The sequence below is a fragment of the Tsukamurella sp. 1534 genome (genome assembly GCF_000312385.1).
In the GTDB taxonomy this organism is placed as follows: Bacteria; Actinomycetota; Actinomycetes; order Mycobacteriales; family Mycobacteriaceae; genus Tsukamurella.
The window spans coordinates 307679-323572 of record NZ_HE997627.1 but is presented as its reverse complement, the minus strand read 5'-3'; the positions used below and the strand labels follow the sequence as shown (position 1 = coordinate 323572).

At 70.6% G+C, this 15894-nt stretch carries 14 protein-coding genes; 12 read left to right on the top strand and 2 right to left on the bottom strand.

Annotated features, from left to right (window positions below; all coding sequences use genetic code 11):
* Positions 1-8 precede the first annotated feature (8 nt).
* Positions 9-2825: an aconitate hydratase AcnA gene (gene acnA, locus BN39_RS13920; RefSeq protein WP_019203030.1), complete on the bottom strand. Its 2817-nt coding sequence runs from the start codon at positions 2823-2825 to the stop codon at positions 9-11.
* A gap of 170 nt (positions 2826-2995) precedes the next feature.
* Between acnA and BN39_RS13915 the strand changes: the two genes are divergently transcribed.
* The 8 genes from BN39_RS13915 (at position 2996) to BN39_RS13880 (ending at position 11182) form a co-directional block, all read left to right on the top strand.
* On the top strand, positions 2996-3607 hold the full coding sequence (locus tag BN39_RS13915; protein WP_148281499.1) for a DUF6676 family protein: 612 nt from the start codon (positions 2996-2998) through the stop codon (positions 3605-3607).
* A 241-nt stretch (positions 3608-3848) separates the two neighbouring features.
* The gene (locus BN39_RS13910) at positions 3849-5354 is read left to right on the top strand and encodes an NlpC/P60 family protein (protein WP_148281498.1); all 1506 of its coding nucleotides are present in this window, start codon (positions 3849-3851) and stop codon (positions 5352-5354) included.
* Positions 5355-5498: 144 nt separating this feature from the next.
* Positions 5499-6614, top strand: coding sequence for a MoxR family ATPase (locus tag BN39_RS13905; protein ID WP_019203027.1), 1116 nt, complete (start codon positions 5499-5501; stop codon positions 6612-6614).
* Positions 6615-6616: 2 nt separating this feature from the next.
* A complete protein-coding gene (locus BN39_RS13900; protein ID WP_019203026.1) occupies positions 6617-7549 on the top strand; it encodes a DUF58 domain-containing protein in 933 nt (310 codons plus the stop codon).
* Positions 7550-8533 carry a VWA domain-containing protein gene (locus BN39_RS13895; protein ID WP_019203025.1) on the top strand — a complete coding sequence of 328 codons (984 nt, stop codon included), beginning with the start codon at positions 7550-7552 and terminating at the stop codon, positions 8531-8533. It abuts the gene before it with no gap.
* Between the two features lie 13 nt (positions 8534-8546).
* The gene (fabG1, locus tag BN39_RS13890; protein WP_019203024.1) at positions 8547-9272 is read left to right on the top strand and encodes a 3-oxoacyl-ACP reductase FabG1; all 726 of its coding nucleotides are present in this window, start codon (positions 8547-8549) and stop codon (positions 9270-9272) included.
* 60 nt (positions 9273-9332) lie between these two features.
* On the top strand, positions 9333-10175 hold the full coding sequence (gene inhA / locus BN39_RS13885; RefSeq protein WP_019203023.1) for an NADH-dependent enoyl-ACP reductase InhA: 843 nt from the start codon (positions 9333-9335) through the stop codon (positions 10173-10175).
* Positions 10172-11182 (top strand): ferrochelatase, encoded by a 1011-nt coding sequence (locus BN39_RS13880; RefSeq protein ID WP_019203022.1) that lies wholly within the window; start codon positions 10172-10174, stop codon positions 11180-11182. Before inhA ends, BN39_RS13880 begins: the two co-directional genes overlap by 4 nt.
* A 61-nt stretch (positions 11183-11243) precedes the next feature.
* On the opposite strand, the gene BN39_RS13875 is transcribed toward BN39_RS13880, so the two are convergent.
* Positions 11244-12020 (bottom strand): hypothetical protein, encoded by a 777-nt coding sequence (locus BN39_RS13875; protein ID WP_148281497.1) that lies wholly within the window; start codon positions 12018-12020, stop codon positions 11244-11246.
* A gap of 83 nt (positions 12021-12103) precedes the next feature.
* Here BN39_RS13875 and BN39_RS13870 point away from each other — a divergent pair, with 83 nt between their 5' ends.
* From BN39_RS13870 to BN39_RS13855, 4 genes are read left to right on the top strand one after another with little or no spacing between them, the layout of a single operon-like run.
* Complete coding sequence (locus tag BN39_RS13870; RefSeq protein ID WP_019203020.1) at positions 12104-13213, top strand: phosphotransferase family protein; 1110 nt, start codon at positions 12104-12106, stop codon at positions 13211-13213.
* Positions 13210-14328, top strand: coding sequence for a hypothetical protein (locus BN39_RS13865; protein ID WP_019203019.1), 1119 nt, complete (start codon positions 13210-13212; stop codon positions 14326-14328). The genes BN39_RS13870 and BN39_RS13865 overlap by 4 nt, the downstream gene beginning before the upstream one ends.
* 41 nt (positions 14329-14369) lie before the next feature.
* Positions 14370-15191, top strand: a complete 822-nt coding sequence (locus BN39_RS13860; RefSeq protein WP_019203018.1) for a DUF3097 family protein — start codon at positions 14370-14372, stop codon at positions 15189-15191.
* Positions 15192-15226: 35 nt separating this feature from the next.
* Complete coding sequence (locus BN39_RS13855; RefSeq protein WP_019203017.1) at positions 15227-15850, top strand: TetR/AcrR family transcriptional regulator; 624 nt, start codon at positions 15227-15229, stop codon at positions 15848-15850.
* Positions 15851-15894: the final 44 nt, after the last annotated feature.

Here is a 15894-nt window from a genome sequence, read left to right as displayed (position 1 = left end):
CTCTGCGATCAGCTCTTGACCATGTTCCGCAGCACGAACTGGAGGATGCCGCCGTTGCGGTAGTAGTCCGCCTCGCCGGGGGTGTCGATGCGGACGTCCGCGTCGAACTCCACCTTCGTGCCGTCCGTCTTCGTGGCGGTCACGTGCACCGTCTTCGGTGTCACGCCGTTGTTCAGCTCCGTGATGCCCGCGATGTCGAAGGTCTCGGTGCCGTCCAGGCCCAGGGACTTCCAGGACTCGCCCTGGGGGAACTGCAGCGGGACCACGCCCATGCCGATCAGGTTCGACCGGTGGATGCGCTCGAAGGACTCGACGATGACGGCCTTGACGCCCAGGAGGCTGGTGCCCTTGGCCGCCCAGTCGCGCGAGCTGCCCGAGCCGTACTCCTTACCGCCCAGGACGACCAGCGGGGTGCCGGCGGCCTGGTAGTTCATGCACGCGTCGTAGATGAACGACTGCGGGCCGCCCTCCTGCGTGAAGTCGCGGGTGTAGCCGCCCTGCGTGCCCTCGAGCCCGATGGTGTCGAGCACGCGGTTCTGCAGGCGGATGTTCGCGAACGTGCCGCGGATCATCACCTCGTGGTTGCCGCGACGGCTGCCCAGCGAGTTGTAGTCCTTGCGCGCCACGCCGTGCGAGTCCAGGTACTGCGCCGCCGGAGTGCCCGGCTTGATCGGGCCGGCAGGGCTGATGTGGTCGGTGGTGACCGAATCGCCCAGCAGGGCCATGACACGCGCGCCCGTGATGTCGGAGACCGGCTCCGGCTCCATGGTCATGCCGTCGAAGTACGGCGCCTTGCGGACGTACGTCGAGTCCTCGTCCCACGCGAACGTGTCGCCCTCGGGGGTCGACAGGTTCTGCCAGCGGTGATCGCCGGCGAAGATCGTCGAGTACGACTTCCGGAACATGTCCTGGCTGATGGCGTTCTTGATGGTGTCGTCGATCTCCTGCGCCGACGGCCAGATGTCCTTGAGGAACACGTCGTTGCCGTCGTGGTCCTTGCCCAGGGAATCGGTCTCGAAGTCGAAGTCCATCGTGCCCGCGAGGCCGTAGGCGATGACCAGCGGCGGCGACGCCAGGTAGTTCATCTTCACGTCGGGGGAGATGCGCCCCTCGAAGTTGCGGTTGCCCGAGAGCACCGCCACCACGGTGAGGTCCTCGTCGTTGACGGCCTTGCTGATCTCGTCGGGCAGCGGGCCGGTGTTGCCGATGCACGTGGTGCAGCCGTAGCCGCCCAGGTAGTAGCCGAGCTTCTCGAGGTACGGCCACAGGCCGGCCTTCTCGTAGTAGTCGGTGACGACCTGCGAGCCCGGCGCCATGTTGGTCTTGACCCACGGCTTGGTGGTCAGGCCCTTCTCGACGGCGTTGCGGGCGAGCAGCGCGGCGCCGAGCATGACCGACGGGTTCGACGTGTTGGTGCAGGACGTGATGCCCGCGACCGCGACGGCGCCGTGATCGAGCACGAACGTGCCGCGCTCGCCGGTCACGGTGACCGGCTTCGACGGACGGCCCTCGGCCCCGTTGGCCGCGGACTGGACGTTGACGGCACCGTCGTCGGCGAACGACAGGGCGGCCGGGTCCGAAGCCGGGAAGGACTCCTCGACGGCCTCGTCGAGCTGCGTGTGCGAAGCGGGGTGCTGCTCCTCCACGTAGTTGTGGATGTCCTTGCGGAAGGCCACCTTCGACTCCGACAGGAGGATGCGGTCCTGCGGGCGCTTCGGGCCGGCGATCGACGGCACGACGGTGCCGAGGTCCAGCTCGAGGTACTCGGAGTACGCGGGCTCGTTGTCGCCGTCGTGCCACATGCCCTGCTCCTTGGCGTACGCCTCGACCAGCGCGAGCTGCTGGTCGGTGCGGCCGGTGAGGCGCAGGTAGTTGATGGTCTCCTCGTCGATCGGGAAGATCGCAGCGGTGGAACCGAACTCGGGGCTCATGTTGCCCAGGGTGGCGCGGTTGGCGAGCGGCACTTCGGCGACGCCCTTGCCGTAGAACTCGACGAACTTGCCGACGACGCCGTGCTGACGCAGCATGTCGGTCACGGTGAGCACCACGTCGGTGGCCGTGACGCCCGGCTTGATCTCACCGGTGAGCTTGAAGCCGACGACGCGCGGGATGAGCATGGAGACCGGCTGGCCCAGCATGGCCGCCTCGGCCTCGATGCCGCCGACGCCCCAGCCCAGCACGCCCAGGCCGTTCTCCATCGTGGTGTGCGAATCGGTGCCGACGCAGGTGTCGGGGTAGGCCTGGCCGTTGCGGGTCATGACGACCGGCGCCAGATACTCGATGTTCACCTGGTGCACGATGCCCATGCCCGGGGGCACGACCTTGAAGTCGTCGAACGCGCCCTGGCCCCAGCGCAGGAACTGGTAGCGCTCGCCGTTGCGCTGGTACTCCAGGTCGACGTTGCGCTCCAGGGCGTCCGCGGTGCCGAAGACGTCGAGGATCACCGAGTGGTCGATGACCATGTCGGCGGGGGAGAGCGGGTTGACCTTGTTCGGGTCGCCGCCCAGGGCGGTGACGGCCTCGCGCATGGTGGCGAGGTCCACGATGCAGGGCACGCCGGTGAAGTCCTGCATGATCACGCGGGCCGGAGTGAACTGGATCTCCACGCTCGGCTCGGCCGAGGGATCCCAATTCGCCAGGGCGGCGATGTGATCCCGGGTGATGTTCGCGCCGTCTTCGGTCCGCAGCAGGTTCTCTGCGAGGACCTTGAGGGCGTAGGGCAGCTTCTCGGTGCCGGGCACGGCGCTGAGGCGGAAGATCTCGTACGACTGATCGCCTACCTCGAGCGTGCCGCGCGACGAGAAGGTATCGATGCTCGTGCTCACGTCAGCTCCACTCAACGTTGATGTGGTGTGCACCGACGGGCTGTGTCGGTGACTGATCTCAATAATACAGTACGCTTGTCCTGTGAGCGTCCAGGGGGCTGACACTCGGCGGACGCTGCTCATTCTGCCTCCTCGGCGGCCGGCGCGTGGGCGTGTCGTACTGTGAGTTCATGGGGCCTCTGCCGATCATCACCGAAGTGCCGGACGACGTGGATCTCGCGGCGCTGGAGTCGGATCTGAAGGACGACGGCGTCGCCGTCCTCAATCCCGCGCACGCCGGCGCCAAGGACGATCTGGCCGGGGTGGTCCAGGACGCGCAGGCCAAGGGCATCGAGAACTTCAAGGTGATCGTGCTGGCGCACGACTACGACCCCGACACCTCGCTGCGGGACCTCGGCAACCAGGTCGCCAAGGACATGGGGGAGAAGACCACCATCCTCACCATGTCCCCCTCGCAGGTGGCGGGCTACTCGAACGGGCAGCTGAGCCGGTACCAGATCGAGAAGGGGCAGGACGGCTACACCGGCAAGCTCGCCCTGCACGATCCGCCCAAGGCGGCGCAGGACTTCGTCGACGTGGCGCACGACGCGACGTTCCCGTGGGCCGCGCTCACCATCGCGCTCGTACTGATCGTCGCGGCGCTCGCCGGCGTCGCCCGGGTCCTCGTTTGCAAGCAGAGCCGCGCGGTCGACGCGGCCCGTCGGGCAGCGGGGCTACGGAGCGACGCGGCCCCGTCGGCGGTCGAAGAGAACGGCGCAATCGGCGCCGGTTCGAAGGAATAGCGCACATTCATTCGAAATCCCATGGATGTTATTTCCTGGGTGGTGTCTGATTCCCTGATTCGGTGAATTGAACCGTCTGCGCAGGTCAGTGGTAAATACCGCTACTCACATCTATGTAATTTGTGAATGCTGTTTTCTATTGTTGTAAAAGTGCCGTACGGTACGTCTGTAGCCAATGTTGTGCGTGTGGCAAACGCGCGTACAGCGTCGGGCGTAACGCAGTCAGAGTGAGGGAGACACCTTGAGGCGTACGGCACACTCGGCCACCACTGTCGCCGTCCGGTCGCTGTTCGCGGCCGTGACGACGGGGTCCCTGGTCGTGGGAACGATCGCCGCCACCGGAGCCGCAACGGCCGAACCGGGCGGCGACCCCGCCAACCCGGCGAACGTCGTCGCCGCCCTCGTCGACAAGGTGGCGCAGGCGGAGCAGCGGATCGCGGACCTGGAGGGCGACGTCGCGGGCAAGCGGCAGTCCGTCAACAAGGCGGCCGTCGACCTCGTGTCCGCGCAGAACGCCGCCAAGGCGGCGACCGGCGCGATCAAGGTCTCCGAGAACCAGGTGAACCAGTCGAACGCGAAGATCAAGGCCGCGCAGGACAAGTTCGACCAGGTCGTGCGCGCCGCCTACCAGCAGGGCAACAGCGCGGGCGCGCTGGTGAACACCCTGGGCGGCGGGGATCCCAACTCCACCGTCGACCGGGCCACCACGCTGCGCATCGTCGCCGATAAGCAGCGCGCCGCGCTCGGCGACCTCAAGGCCGCCAAGGCCCGCGCGGAGGCGTCGCAGTCCGCCGCCCGCGCCGCCAAGGTGCAGGCCGACGCGGCGACCGCCTCCGCCGCCGATCGCAAGCAGCAGGCCGAGGACTCCATCGCCGCGACCTACATGGCGCTGCAGTCCCAGCAGCAGGAGCAGACCAAGCTCACCGCGCAGCGTGAGCTCGCGCAGAGGGCCCTCGACGAGGCCAAGCGGGCACAGGACCGTGCCGCGCAGCAGAAGATCTACGCGCAGTACGTCGTCGACGAGCAGCAGACGCAGCAGGTGACCGCCCCGGCGGCCCAGGCCCCCGCGGCCCAGGCGCCTGCGGCCCAGGCCCCGGCCGCGCAGGCTCCGGCGGCGCAGGCTCCGGCCGCGGGGAACGTCGATGCCGCGGATCCGTTGTCGGCCGCCCGCGGGTTCGCGCAGAACCTGGTGAACCAGGCCGGGTCGATGTTCGGTTTCAACGCCCAGCCGGCCGCCGCGCAGGGCCCCGCGCCCGCACCCGCCGCGCAGGCCGCCGCCGGTGCGTCGCAGGCGGTGCAGAACGCCGCCGGGATGTCCGGGGCGCAGGCCATCGAGGCGGTCGTCGCGCGCGGCATGTCCGTGATCGGCGTCCAGTACGCCTGGGGCGGCGGCACCGCCTGGGGCGCCACCAAGGGCGTCAAGGACGGCGGCGTCGCGGACAGCTTCGGCGACTTCAACAAGATCGGCTTCGACTGCTCGGGGCTGATGGCGTACGCCTACGCCGCGATCGGGATCGCGCTGCCCAAGTACTCGGGCCACCAGTACACGACGGGCACCAAGGTGCCGGTCAGCCAGCTCAAGCGCGGCGACATGGTGTTCCGCGGACCCGGTGGCAGCCAGCACGTCGCGATGTACCTCGGGAACAACCAGATCCTCGAGGCCCCGCAGTCGGGCGGCGCCGTGCGCATCGCGCCGTTCGACGCCTCGACCTTCCTCTCGCAGGCGGTCCGCGTCATCAACAGCTGACCGACGACGATTGCGTACCCTCGGGGAAGGGTCCGGGGTACGGGCCGCATCGCACCGGCCGGACAGGGCCGGACCGTAGAGGCCCGCGCGGACTGAAAGCAGTGGTCCGGACGGGCCGGGGGACGAGAGACGAAGGGGACCCACGTGACGCACACCCACGGGTTGGACACCGCCACGAGCGACGAGGTCAAGCTGCTCGAACGGGCCGTGTACGAGGTCAAGCGCGTGATCGTGGGCCAGGACCAGCTCGTCGAGCGGATCCTGGTCGGCATGCTCGCCAAGGGCCACGTGCTGCTGGAGGGCGTACCGGGCGTCGCGAAGACGCTCGCCGTGGAGACCTTCGCGACAGTGGTCGGGGGCTCCTTCTCGCGCATCCAGTTCACCCCCGACCTGGTGCCCTCCGACCTCGTCGGCACCCGCATCTACCGGCAGGGCAAAGAGCAGTTCGACACCGAGATCGGCCCGGTCTCCGCGAACTTCCTGCTGGCGGACGAGATCAACCGCGCGCCCGCCAAGGTGCAGTCGGCGCTGCTCGAGGTGATGGCGGAGCGCAAGGTCTCCATCGGCGGCCAGACGTACCCGATGCCCGACCCGTTCCTCGTGCTCGCTACCCAGAACCCGATCGAGAACGAGGGCGTCTACCCGCTGCCCGAGGCGCAGCGCGACCGCTTCCTGTTCAAGGTCGTCGTCGGCTATCCCTCCGTGGAGGAGGAGCGGGAGATCGTGTACCGCATGGGCACGACCCCGCCCACGGCGTCGCAGGTCCTCGACCCCGCCACCGTGCAGCGCCTGCAGCGCGCCGCGAGCGAGGTCTTCGTGCACCACGCGCTGGTCGACTACGTGGTCCGCGTCATCGCGGCCACCCGCACGCCGCGTGAGTTCGGGCTCGACGACGTGGCCTCCTGGATCACCTACGGAGCCTCGCCCCGGGCGACCCTCGGCATCGTCGCCGCGGCGCGGGCCCTGGCTCTGCTCCGCGGCCGCGACTACGTGGTCCCGCAGGACGTCGTCGAGATCATCCCCGACGTGCTGCGGCACCGGCTCGTGATGTCCTACGACGCGCTCGCCGACGAGGTGACGCCGGACCAGGCGATCAACCGGGTGCTGCAGACGATCGCGCTGCCGCAGGTGGTGGGCCAGTCCGTGCCGCAGCAGCAGGCCGGCCCGCCGCAGGCCCCGCAGCAGCCGCAGCCGCCGGTGCCCCCGCAGGCCCCGCCGGTGCAGCAGCTCTCGCACGCGCAGCGCCCGCAGCAGGGCTGAGGATGCCCGCAACCCCGCTCCCGAGCTTCGCCGGCGGCGAGGTCGACGAGGCCCGCATGCAGGCGTCGCTCAAGACGCTCGAGCTGCTCGTGCGCCGCCGGCTCGACGGTGTGCTCAAGGGCGACCACCAGGGGCTGCTGCCCGGACCCGGCTCCGAACCGGGCGAGTCGCGGCCGTACAACCCCGGCGACGACGTCCGGCTCATGGATTGGTCCGTCACCGCGCGCACCACGCACCCGCACGTGCGGCAGATGATCGCCGACCGGGAACTGCAGACGTGGGTCGTGGTCGACCTCTCCGCGTCGATGGACTTCGGCTCCGTCGGCGGTACGAAGCGCGACCTCGCGATCGCGGCGTCCGCCGCCGTGGCCCACCTGGTCTCCGGCGCCGCGAACCGGATCGGCTGCCTGGTCACCAACGGCGAGACCATCCTGCGCGTGCCCCCGCGCGCCGGACGCGCCCAGAAGCAGCTCGTCCTGCGGACGATCGCCACCGCGCCCCGCGCCCCCGAGGGCACCCGGGGCGACCTGCGCGAGGCCCTCGACCTGCTCCGGCGGCCCGAACAACCCCGCGGGCTCGTCGTCGTGATCAGCGACTTCCTCGGCGACGTCGACTACGTCCGCGAGCTCCGCGGCCTCGGCGGGCGCCACGAGATCCTCGCCGTCGAGGTGCTGGACCCGCGGGACCTGGAGCTGCCGGATATCGGCGAGATCGCGCTGCGCGACGCGGAGACCGGCGCCGTCCGCGAGCTCACCGTGACCCCCGAGCTGCAGGCGCGCTTCGCGGACGCGGCCGAGGAGCACCGGCAGCAGGTGGCCCGCACCCTCCGCGGCGTCGGTGCGCCGATCCTGCAGCTGCGCACCGACCGCGACTGGCTCGCCGACATCGTGCGGTTCACCGCCGCACGTCGACGTGGATTGGCTGGTGCTTCCTAGATGGGCGGACTGACCTCGCTCGCGACGCCGGTCTGGCTGCTCGGCGTCCTCGTCGTCCTCGGCCTCGTGGCGGCCTACGTCTACACCGAGCGCAAGCGGCGCAAGCGGACCCTCAAGTTCGCGAACATGTCGGTGCTGGACTCGGTCGCGCCGCCCGGCCGCAACCGGTGGCGGCACGTGCCGATCGCGCTCATGTGCATAGGCCTGGTACTGCTCATGGTCGCGCTGTCCGGCCCGCAGGCCATGCGCAAGGTGCCGCGCAGCCGCGCCACCGTCGTGCTCGTGATCGACACGTCCCTGTCGATGCAGGCGACCGACGTCGAACCCGATCGGCTGACCGCCGCGAAGGAGGCCGCGAAGAAGTTCGTGACGGAGCTGCCGCAGGGCATGAACCTGGGCATCGTGTCGTACGCCGGCACCGCGCAGCTACTGGTGTCCCCGACTCCGGACCGGTCCCTCGCGACGAACGCGATCGAGCACCTGGAGCTGGCGCAGCGCACGGCGACCGGCGAGGGCATCTACGCGGGTATCCAGTCGATCAAGAACATCCGGGACGTGCTGGGCGGCAAGGACAACGCGCCGCCGGCGCGGATCATCCTGGAGTCCGACGGCAAGCAGACGGTGCCCACGAGCCTCGACGATCCCCGCGGCGGATTCACCGCGGCGCGCAAGGCGAAGGAGGAGGGGATCCCCATCTCCACCATCTCGTTCGGTACGGAGACCGGCACCGTCGACATCAGCGGGCAGAACATCCCGGTCCCGGTCGACGACGCGTCGCTCCGGCAGATCGCCGAACTCTCGGGCGGCAAGTTCTTCGCCGCCTCCTCGCTCAACGACCTCAACGAGGCGTACGGCGAGCTGCGCGACGAGATCGGTTGGGAGATGCAGAAGGGCGACAACTCGCGCGTCTGGGTGCTGTGGGGCACGCTGCTCATCGTCGTGGGCGCGGGGGCGGCGATCGGGTTGAACCGGCGCCTGCCCTGATAAGTTGGCTGCCATGTCGAACGCAGAATTCGTACCCCGCTCCGTTCTCGTCACGGGCGGCAACCGTGGCATCGGCCTCGCGATCGCGCAGCGCCTGGCCGCCGACGGCCACAAGGTGGCCGTCACCCACCGCGGCTCCGGCGCCCCCGAGGGTCTGTTCGGCGTGCAGTGCGACGTGACCGACAACGACTCGGTCGAGGCCGCGTTCACGACCGTCGCCGAGCACCAGGGTCCCGTCGAGGTCGTCGTCGCCAACGCCGGCGTCACCGAGGACACGCTGCTCATGCGCATGAGCGTGGAGAGCTTCGAGAAGGTCATCAACGCGAACCTCACCGGTGCCTTCCGCGTCACCAAGGCGGCCACCCGCGACATGCTCAAGAAGCGCTGGGGCCGGTTCATCTACCTCGGCTCCGTGGTGGGCCTCATGGGCACGCCCGGCCAGGCCAACTACGCGTCCTCCAAGGCCGGCGTCATCGGCCTCGCCCGCTCGGTGACCCGCGAGGTGGGCGCCCGCAACATCACCGCCAACGTGATCGCGCCGGGCCTCATCGACACCGACATGACGGCCGAGCTCCCCAAGGAGTACGTCGAGACGGCCGTGAAGCAGGCCATCCCCGCCAAGCGCATGGGCAAGCCCGAGGACGTCGCCGCGGTGGTGTCGTTCCTCGCGTCGGACGACTCCTCGTACGTCACCGGCAACGTCATCAACGTCGACGGCGGCCTGGGCATGGGCCACTAGGCCGCCCGACACCGTCGAATCACCCTCAGCCGCACCGAAACACCCGAAGGAGGCACGTCCGTGACCGGACTGCTCGAAGGCAAGACCATCCTCATCACCGGCATCATCACCGACGCCTCCATCGCGTTCTCCGCGGCGAAGGTGGCCCAGGAGCAGGGCGCCAAGGTGATCATCACCGGCATCCCCGAGCGGCTGCGGCTCATCGACCGCATCGCCAAGCGCCTCCCGCAGGAGGTGCCGCCGGCGATCCCGCTCGACGTGACCGACGAGGAGTACCTCGGCGTCCTCGCCGACAAGATCCGCGAGGTCGCCCCCGAGGGCGTCGACGGTGTGCTGCACTCGATCGCGTTCGCGCCCCGCACCCTGATGGGCCCCGACGCGCTGCCGTTCCTCGAGGGCCCGGGCCCCGACGTGGCGAAGTCCTTCGAGATCTCCGCGTGGAGCTACGCCTCGCTGGCCCGCGCCGTGCTGCCCGTCATGAACGAGGGCGGCTCCATCGTGGGCATGGACTTCGACCCCCGCACCGCGCTGCCCGACTACAACTGGATGGGCGTGCAGAAGGCGGCGCTGGAGTCGGTGAACCGCTACGTCGCGCGCGAGGTCGGCTACGCCAAGAAGATCCGGTCGAACCTCGTGGCCGCCGGCCCGATCAAGACGCTGGCCGCCAAGGCCATCTCGGGCACCGCGACGGACGACGCGAAGAAGCTCAACATGCTCAACACCTACTGGGACGGCGCCTCGCCGATCGGCTGGAACGTCGACGACCCGGAGGTCGTGGGCAAGAGCGTGTGCGCGCTGCTGTCCGACTGGCTGCCCGGCACCACCGGCTCGATCGTCTACGTGGACGGCGGCGCCAGCCACAACACCTGGTTCCCGGAGGAAATGATCAACGCGCAGTCGTGATCTACGACGCGCTTCTCGTGCTCTCGTTCGGAGGGCCCGAGCACCCCGATCACGTGCGGCCGTTCCTCGAGAACGTCACCCGGGGTCGGGGCGTACCGCCGGAGCGGCTCGACGCCGTCGAACAGCACTACCTGCGCTTCGGCGGCGTCTCGCCGATCAACGCCCAGAACCGGGAGCTGATCGGCGCCGTCGAGGACGAGTTCGCGCGCCGCGGCCGCGCGCTGCCGGTCTATTTCGGGAACCGCAACTGGCACCCGATGATCGAGGACACGGTGCAGCGGATGGCCGACGACGGCGTCCGGAACGCCCTCGTGTTCGCCACGTCGGCGTGGGGCGGCTACTCCGGTTGCCGGCAGTACGACGAGGACATCGCCCGCGGCCGCGCGGCCGTCGAGGGCGCGCCGCGGCTCACCAAGCTGCCGCAGTTCTCCGATCACGAGCTGTTCCTGGAGTGCTTCGCCGACGCGGCGCAGGCCGCACTGGCGACGGTGCCCGCGGGATCGCGACTCGTCTTCACGGCGCACTCGATCCCCACCGCCGCCGACGACGCCGCCGGCCCCCCGGGAACGGCGAACCTGTACTCGCGCCAGGTGCGCGACGCGGCGGCGAACGTGGCCGCCCGGCTCGGGGTCGACTTCGACGTGGTGTGGCAGTCCAGGTCGGGACCGCCGCAGGTGCCGTGGCTCGAACCCGATGTGTGCGACCACATCCGGTCGCTCTGGGAGCAGCGGGTGCCCGGCGTCGCCGTGGTACCCGTCGGTTTCGTGTCCGATCACCTCGAGGTGATCTGGGATCTGGACACCGAGGCCCGGGACCTCGCGGGGGAGCTGGGCATGCCCTTCGCCCGCGCCGCCACCTGCGGCCGTGACCCGCGGTTCGCGCAGATGGTCGCGGACCTGGTGGACGACGCGTTCGCCGGGACGTCGGCCGGGCTCGGCGTCAGCACGGACGGGGCCGCCTGTGTCGAGGGCTGCTGTCCCGCGGTCCGCCGTCCCGTTCGCTCCTGAAACCGGCGCCGAACGCGGTCGCGGCGCAGCATTTCCATCCTGATGCCGTTGCGCGCCGGTTTCAGAACGCGCGCAGTTCCTCGCGGCACACCGCGTTGACCGCGGCCACGCGGGCGGCGCGGACGGTGCGCCACAGGTCGCGGTACGCGGCGTCCCCGCCCTGCGCCGAGGCCAGGGTGAGGCCCGCGTACGGGTTCTCGGTGCCCGCCACCAACAGGATCGCCTCCACCATCCCCGCGCTGTCGAGCACGCGGTGCGCGCGCTCGGACGCGGTGCGCGGCAGCCGGTGCGAGCCCAGGTGGCGGGTCAGTTCCATCACGGTGGAGCGCGGGTCGGCGGCCGCGTCCGGCGCGGGCGGCAGGCTGGCCAGCGCCGACGGTGCCTGCTTCACCGCGTCCCGGAGTTCGTGCTCGGCCGCGCCCAGCGGCGCCGGGTCCGGATCCACCAACGCCGGCTCGTGCCAGAATGCCTGCCACCGCATCACGTCGCCCGCCTCGGGCGTCGGCACCAGGGCGATGGATCGCACGGCCCCGTCGAACACGACGACCTCGCCGCGGGCCATCGCGGCCTCCTCGAGGTCCGTCCCCGCGGGCAGCCCGCGGGCGTCGCCCGGGGCGGGCAACAGCAACCGGACGGTGTGCGGTTCGAGCGCGCGCAGTTCGGCGAGGAGATCGGGCAGGTCGCCGTCGACCACGGATTGCACGGGCGCCCACTCGCCGAGGGCGGCGAGCAGTTCGTCCGTGCCGGCGGATCCCGCGAGCCACGCGGCGGACCACACGGCGAAGCCCTGCGCGGGCCCGGCGGTGGCGCGGCGCGCCAATGTTGCGACTTCGGTCATGACCCGACCAGGATACGCGGCCCCGCCCACGACATTTCTGAAACAGGTTCTAGGTGGGACCGTGGCGATCTAGCCTGAGCGCCATGACCGACTCGCACGACTTCGCCGAACAGGCCCGCCCCGCGTCGTCGCAGCTGGGCCCCGACGAGGTCCGCGCCCAGCTGCAGGACTGGCTCGCCGCGCGCGCGCCGGGGGCGCGGCTGACCGACCTGCAGCACCCCGAGGGCAACGGCATGTCGAGCGAGACCCTGCTCGCCGAGGCCCGGATCGACGGGGAGCCGCGCCGGCTCGTGATCCGCGTGGCCCCGCGGCCCGAATCCGATCCCGTGTTCCCGAGCTACGACCTGCCCGCGCAGTTCGCCGTGATGCGGCACGCCGCCGCGCACGGAGTCCCCGCGCCGGCCTGTCTGTGGGTGGAACAGGATGCGGGCGTCCTCGGCGCGCCGTTCCTCGTGATGGACCGCGTGGACGGCGACGTACCGCCCGACCTCATGCCCTACACGTTCGGCGCGTGGCGGCCCGACGCCACCGACGCCGACCGCCGGGCGCTCGCCGACGCCTCCGTGGACGCGATCGCCGCGATCCACGCGGTCCCCGTCCCCGACGACCTGCCGGTGCCGCGCCCCGAACCGGGGGAGACCGCGCTCGCCGCGCACCTGCGCCGGCTGCGCGCGTTCTACGACTGGGCCGCGACCGGGCACCGCCGAGCGCCGATCCTGGACCGGGCACTGGGCTGGGCGCAGCAGCACCTCCCCGCGCACGACGATCAGCTGCTCAGCTGGGGCGATGCCCGGATCGGCAACCTCATCTACCACGGGGCGGCGCCCGTGGCCGTGCTCGACTGGGAGATGGCCACCGTCGGGCCGGCCGAGCTCGACCTGGGCTGGTTCGTGTACCTGCACCGCTTCTTCCAGGACCTCGCCGAAACGGCCGGACAGCCGGGCCTCCCCGATTTCCTGCGCCGCGCCGACGTCGAGCGCCGGTACGCGCGGGCGACCGGCCGCACGCCGCGGGACATGGAGTTCTACACCGCGTACGCGGCCGTCGTGCACGGCGTGATCATGTACCGGATCCAGACCCGCGCCGTCGATTTCGGCGCCTCCGCGGAGCCGGAGAACCCCGACGACATGATCCTGCACCGCGCCTCGATCGAGAAGATGCTCGACGGGACCTACTGGGAGGCCGTGCGATGACGCTCTCCAGCTTCGACGACTACCCGATCCACCAGGTGGCCGAGGTGATCCGGCACCCCGCCACGTCGGACCGGAACTTCTACGACCGCTACTACTTCAACGCGCACAACGGAACCGGCGACGATCCGTTCCTCGTCCTCGGGCTCGGGGTGTACCCCAACCTGGGCGTCGCCGACTGCTTCGCCGTGGTGCGGCACGGCGACGATCAGATCGTGTTCCGCGCCTCCAAGGCGCTCGGCGCGGATCGGGCCGACCTGCGGGTGGGGCCGCTGCGGATCGAGGTGCTCGAAGGGCTGCGGCGGCTGCGTGTGGTGCTCGAACCCGGCGAGGAGTACGACCTGGCCTTCGATCTCACGTTCACCGGCACCGGTCCGGCGCACCTCGAGCCCCGGCACTTCCACCGCCAGATCGAGCGCGTCACCTTCGACACCCAGCGCTTCGTCCAGGTGGGCACGTGGGCCGGGAGCCTCACGGTGGACGGCCGCACGTACGACGCCGCCACCTGGCGCGGCAACCGAGACCGGTCGTGGGGCGTGCGTCCGGTCGGCGAGGCGGAGCCGCCCGGACGCCGGGTCGCCGAGGCGGGCAACTTCTTCTGGATCTACTCGGTGATGACACTGCCCGAGGCCGGCATCTGCGTGGTGCTCCAGGAGGACGTCCGCGGGCGCCCGATCGTCGAGGACGCCACGTGGATCCCGCACGACGGCACCGAACCCCGGTGGCTGGGGCACGTGGCCCACGACATCACGTTCGTCCCGGGCACCCGGCAGGCGTCCTCGGCCCGGCTCACGTTCACCGGGGCCGACGGTGCGCGCACCACCGTCGACGTGGAGATCCTGGCCGCCAACCACTTCGGGTTCGGCACCGGGTACGGGCTGGATCAGGATTGGCGGCACGGCATGTGGCAGGGCGACCTCGCGGTGCAGGGACGCCGCTTCCGTGTGTCCGAGCTGGACGTGAACCTCACCATGCTGGTGCCCGTCGAATACCTCGCGCGGTTCACGGTGACCGGGGCGGACGGCGCCCGGGTCGAGGGCGAGGGGCTGTTCGAGTTCGGCGCCATCGGCCCGCACGAGCGGTACGGGTTCACCCAGTACGTCGACCCGGCGCCGTAGGTCCACGGATCCGGGGCGTTCCTCGGCTACCGTGGATCGCCGTGGCGAACAGCTATGGAGACATCTACGCCGGGCACGCGAGCAAGCGGGCCCGCACCGTGCCCGAGGTGCCGGCCGACCCGGGCCTCGTCGCCGAGGACGCGGCGACCGGGTTCTGCGGCGCCGTCGTCGGATTCGACAAGAGCTACGACGGCCTGTTCGTGAAGCTCGAGGACGCCCGCGGCACGGTGCGCCTCTTCGCGATGCGTAAGGCGGCCTTCCTCATCGACGGCGCGCCCGTCACGCTCGTCCGCCCGAAGGCGACCGCACCGTCGGGCCCCGCTCGCAGCGCGTCGGGCTCGACCCGCGTCGACGGCGTGAAGGCGCGCGTCGCCCTGCCGAGCCGGATCTGGGTGGAGGGCATCCACGACGCCGCGCTCGTGGAACGCGTCTGGGGGCACGACCTGCGCGTCGAGGGCGTGGTCGTGGAACAGCTCGAGGGCCTCGACCACCTGGGAGCCCGGCTCGCCGAGTTCCGGCCCGGGCCCGGCCGCAAGGTGGGCGTGCTCGCCGACCACCTCGTGGAGGGCTCGAAGGAGTCGCGGATGACCCAGGCGCTGGGGAAGTACGTCATGGTCACCGGCCACCCCTTCATCGACATCTGGGCGGCCGTCAAACCCGCGTCCGTCGGCATCGCGGCCTGGCCCGACGTGCCGCGCGGCGAGGACTGGAAGACGGGGACCTGCGCGCGGCTCGGGTGGGGCACGCCGCAGGACGGCTGGCGCCGGGTCCAGGGCGCCGTCACCTCGTTCCGCGATCTCGACTCGTCGCTGATCGGCGCGGTCGAGCGGCTCGTGGATTTCGTCACCGAACCGGACGACTGAGCGTCCCGCCCACCCGGGGTCGCTAGGATTCGTAGGTGGCCTCGAAGACACCGGCGAAACCGGATACCCGCGCGCAGATCCTGCACGCGGCGCTGGACTGGGTCGACGAGGCGGGGCTGACGCGGATCTCGATGGGGGCCCTGGCCAAGCGGGCGCGGCTCGCCCGCGCGACGCTCTACCAGCACTTCACCGGCAAGGAAGCGCTGATCGAAGCGGTCGTCTCCAGCGAGCTCGACAAGTTCTACGCCCGCATCCACGACTACGCCGAGGGCATCGCCGACAACGACGAACGGCTGGTCAGGGGCTTCGGCTTCGCGTACGCGTACCTGCGCGAGCACCGGGCGCTGCAGAGGGTCCTCGCGGTCAGTCCGGCGATGCTGCTCCCGTACATCCACGGGGAGTCGCGGCAGATCCAGCAGGGCCGGAACTTCGTCGTGAAGGAGATCCGGATCGGCGAATTCCGCGAGGACGCCGACGTGGACGCCTTCGCGGACTTCTTCGTACGTCAGCTGCATTCTCTGCTGCTCACCCCGCTACCGCCGGTGGAGGGGCTCGAGGATCCACCGGATCACCGCGGGCCGACCGCGGCGAACCTGGAGGCGGGCCGGCGGTACGCGGAGATGTTCGTCCTGCCGGCACGGGCGCAGTTCGTGCGCTGACAGGCCAGCAACCTGCGGCGATAGACAGAATACTGGACACTGTC

What these genes read in the sequence shown, in the direction of transcription:
- BN39_RS13915 (WP_148281499.1), top strand. Translation starts at nt 2,996, where the DNA reads ATGGGGCCTCTGCCGATCATCACCGAAGTGCCGGACGACGTGGATCTC.
- BN39_RS13900 (WP_019203026.1), top strand. Translation starts at nt 6,617, where the DNA reads ATGCCCGCAACCCCGCTCCCGAGCTTCGCCGGCGGCGAGGTCGACGAG.
- BN39_RS13895 (WP_019203025.1), top strand. Translation starts at nt 7,550, where the DNA reads ATGGGCGGACTGACCTCGCTCGCGACGCCGGTCTGGCTGCTCGGCGTC.
- fabG1 (WP_019203024.1), top strand. Translation starts at nt 8,547, where the DNA reads ATGTCGAACGCAGAATTCGTACCCCGCTCCGTTCTCGTCACGGGCGGC.
- BN39_RS13875 (WP_148281497.1), bottom strand. Translation starts at nt 12,020, where the DNA reads ATGACCGAAGTCGCAACATTGGCGCGCCGCGCCACCGCCGGGCCCGCG.
- BN39_RS13870 (WP_019203020.1), top strand. Translation starts at nt 12,104, where the DNA reads ATGACCGACTCGCACGACTTCGCCGAACAGGCCCGCCCCGCGTCGTCG.
- BN39_RS13865 (WP_019203019.1), top strand. Translation starts at nt 13,210, where the DNA reads ATGACGCTCTCCAGCTTCGACGACTACCCGATCCACCAGGTGGCCGAG.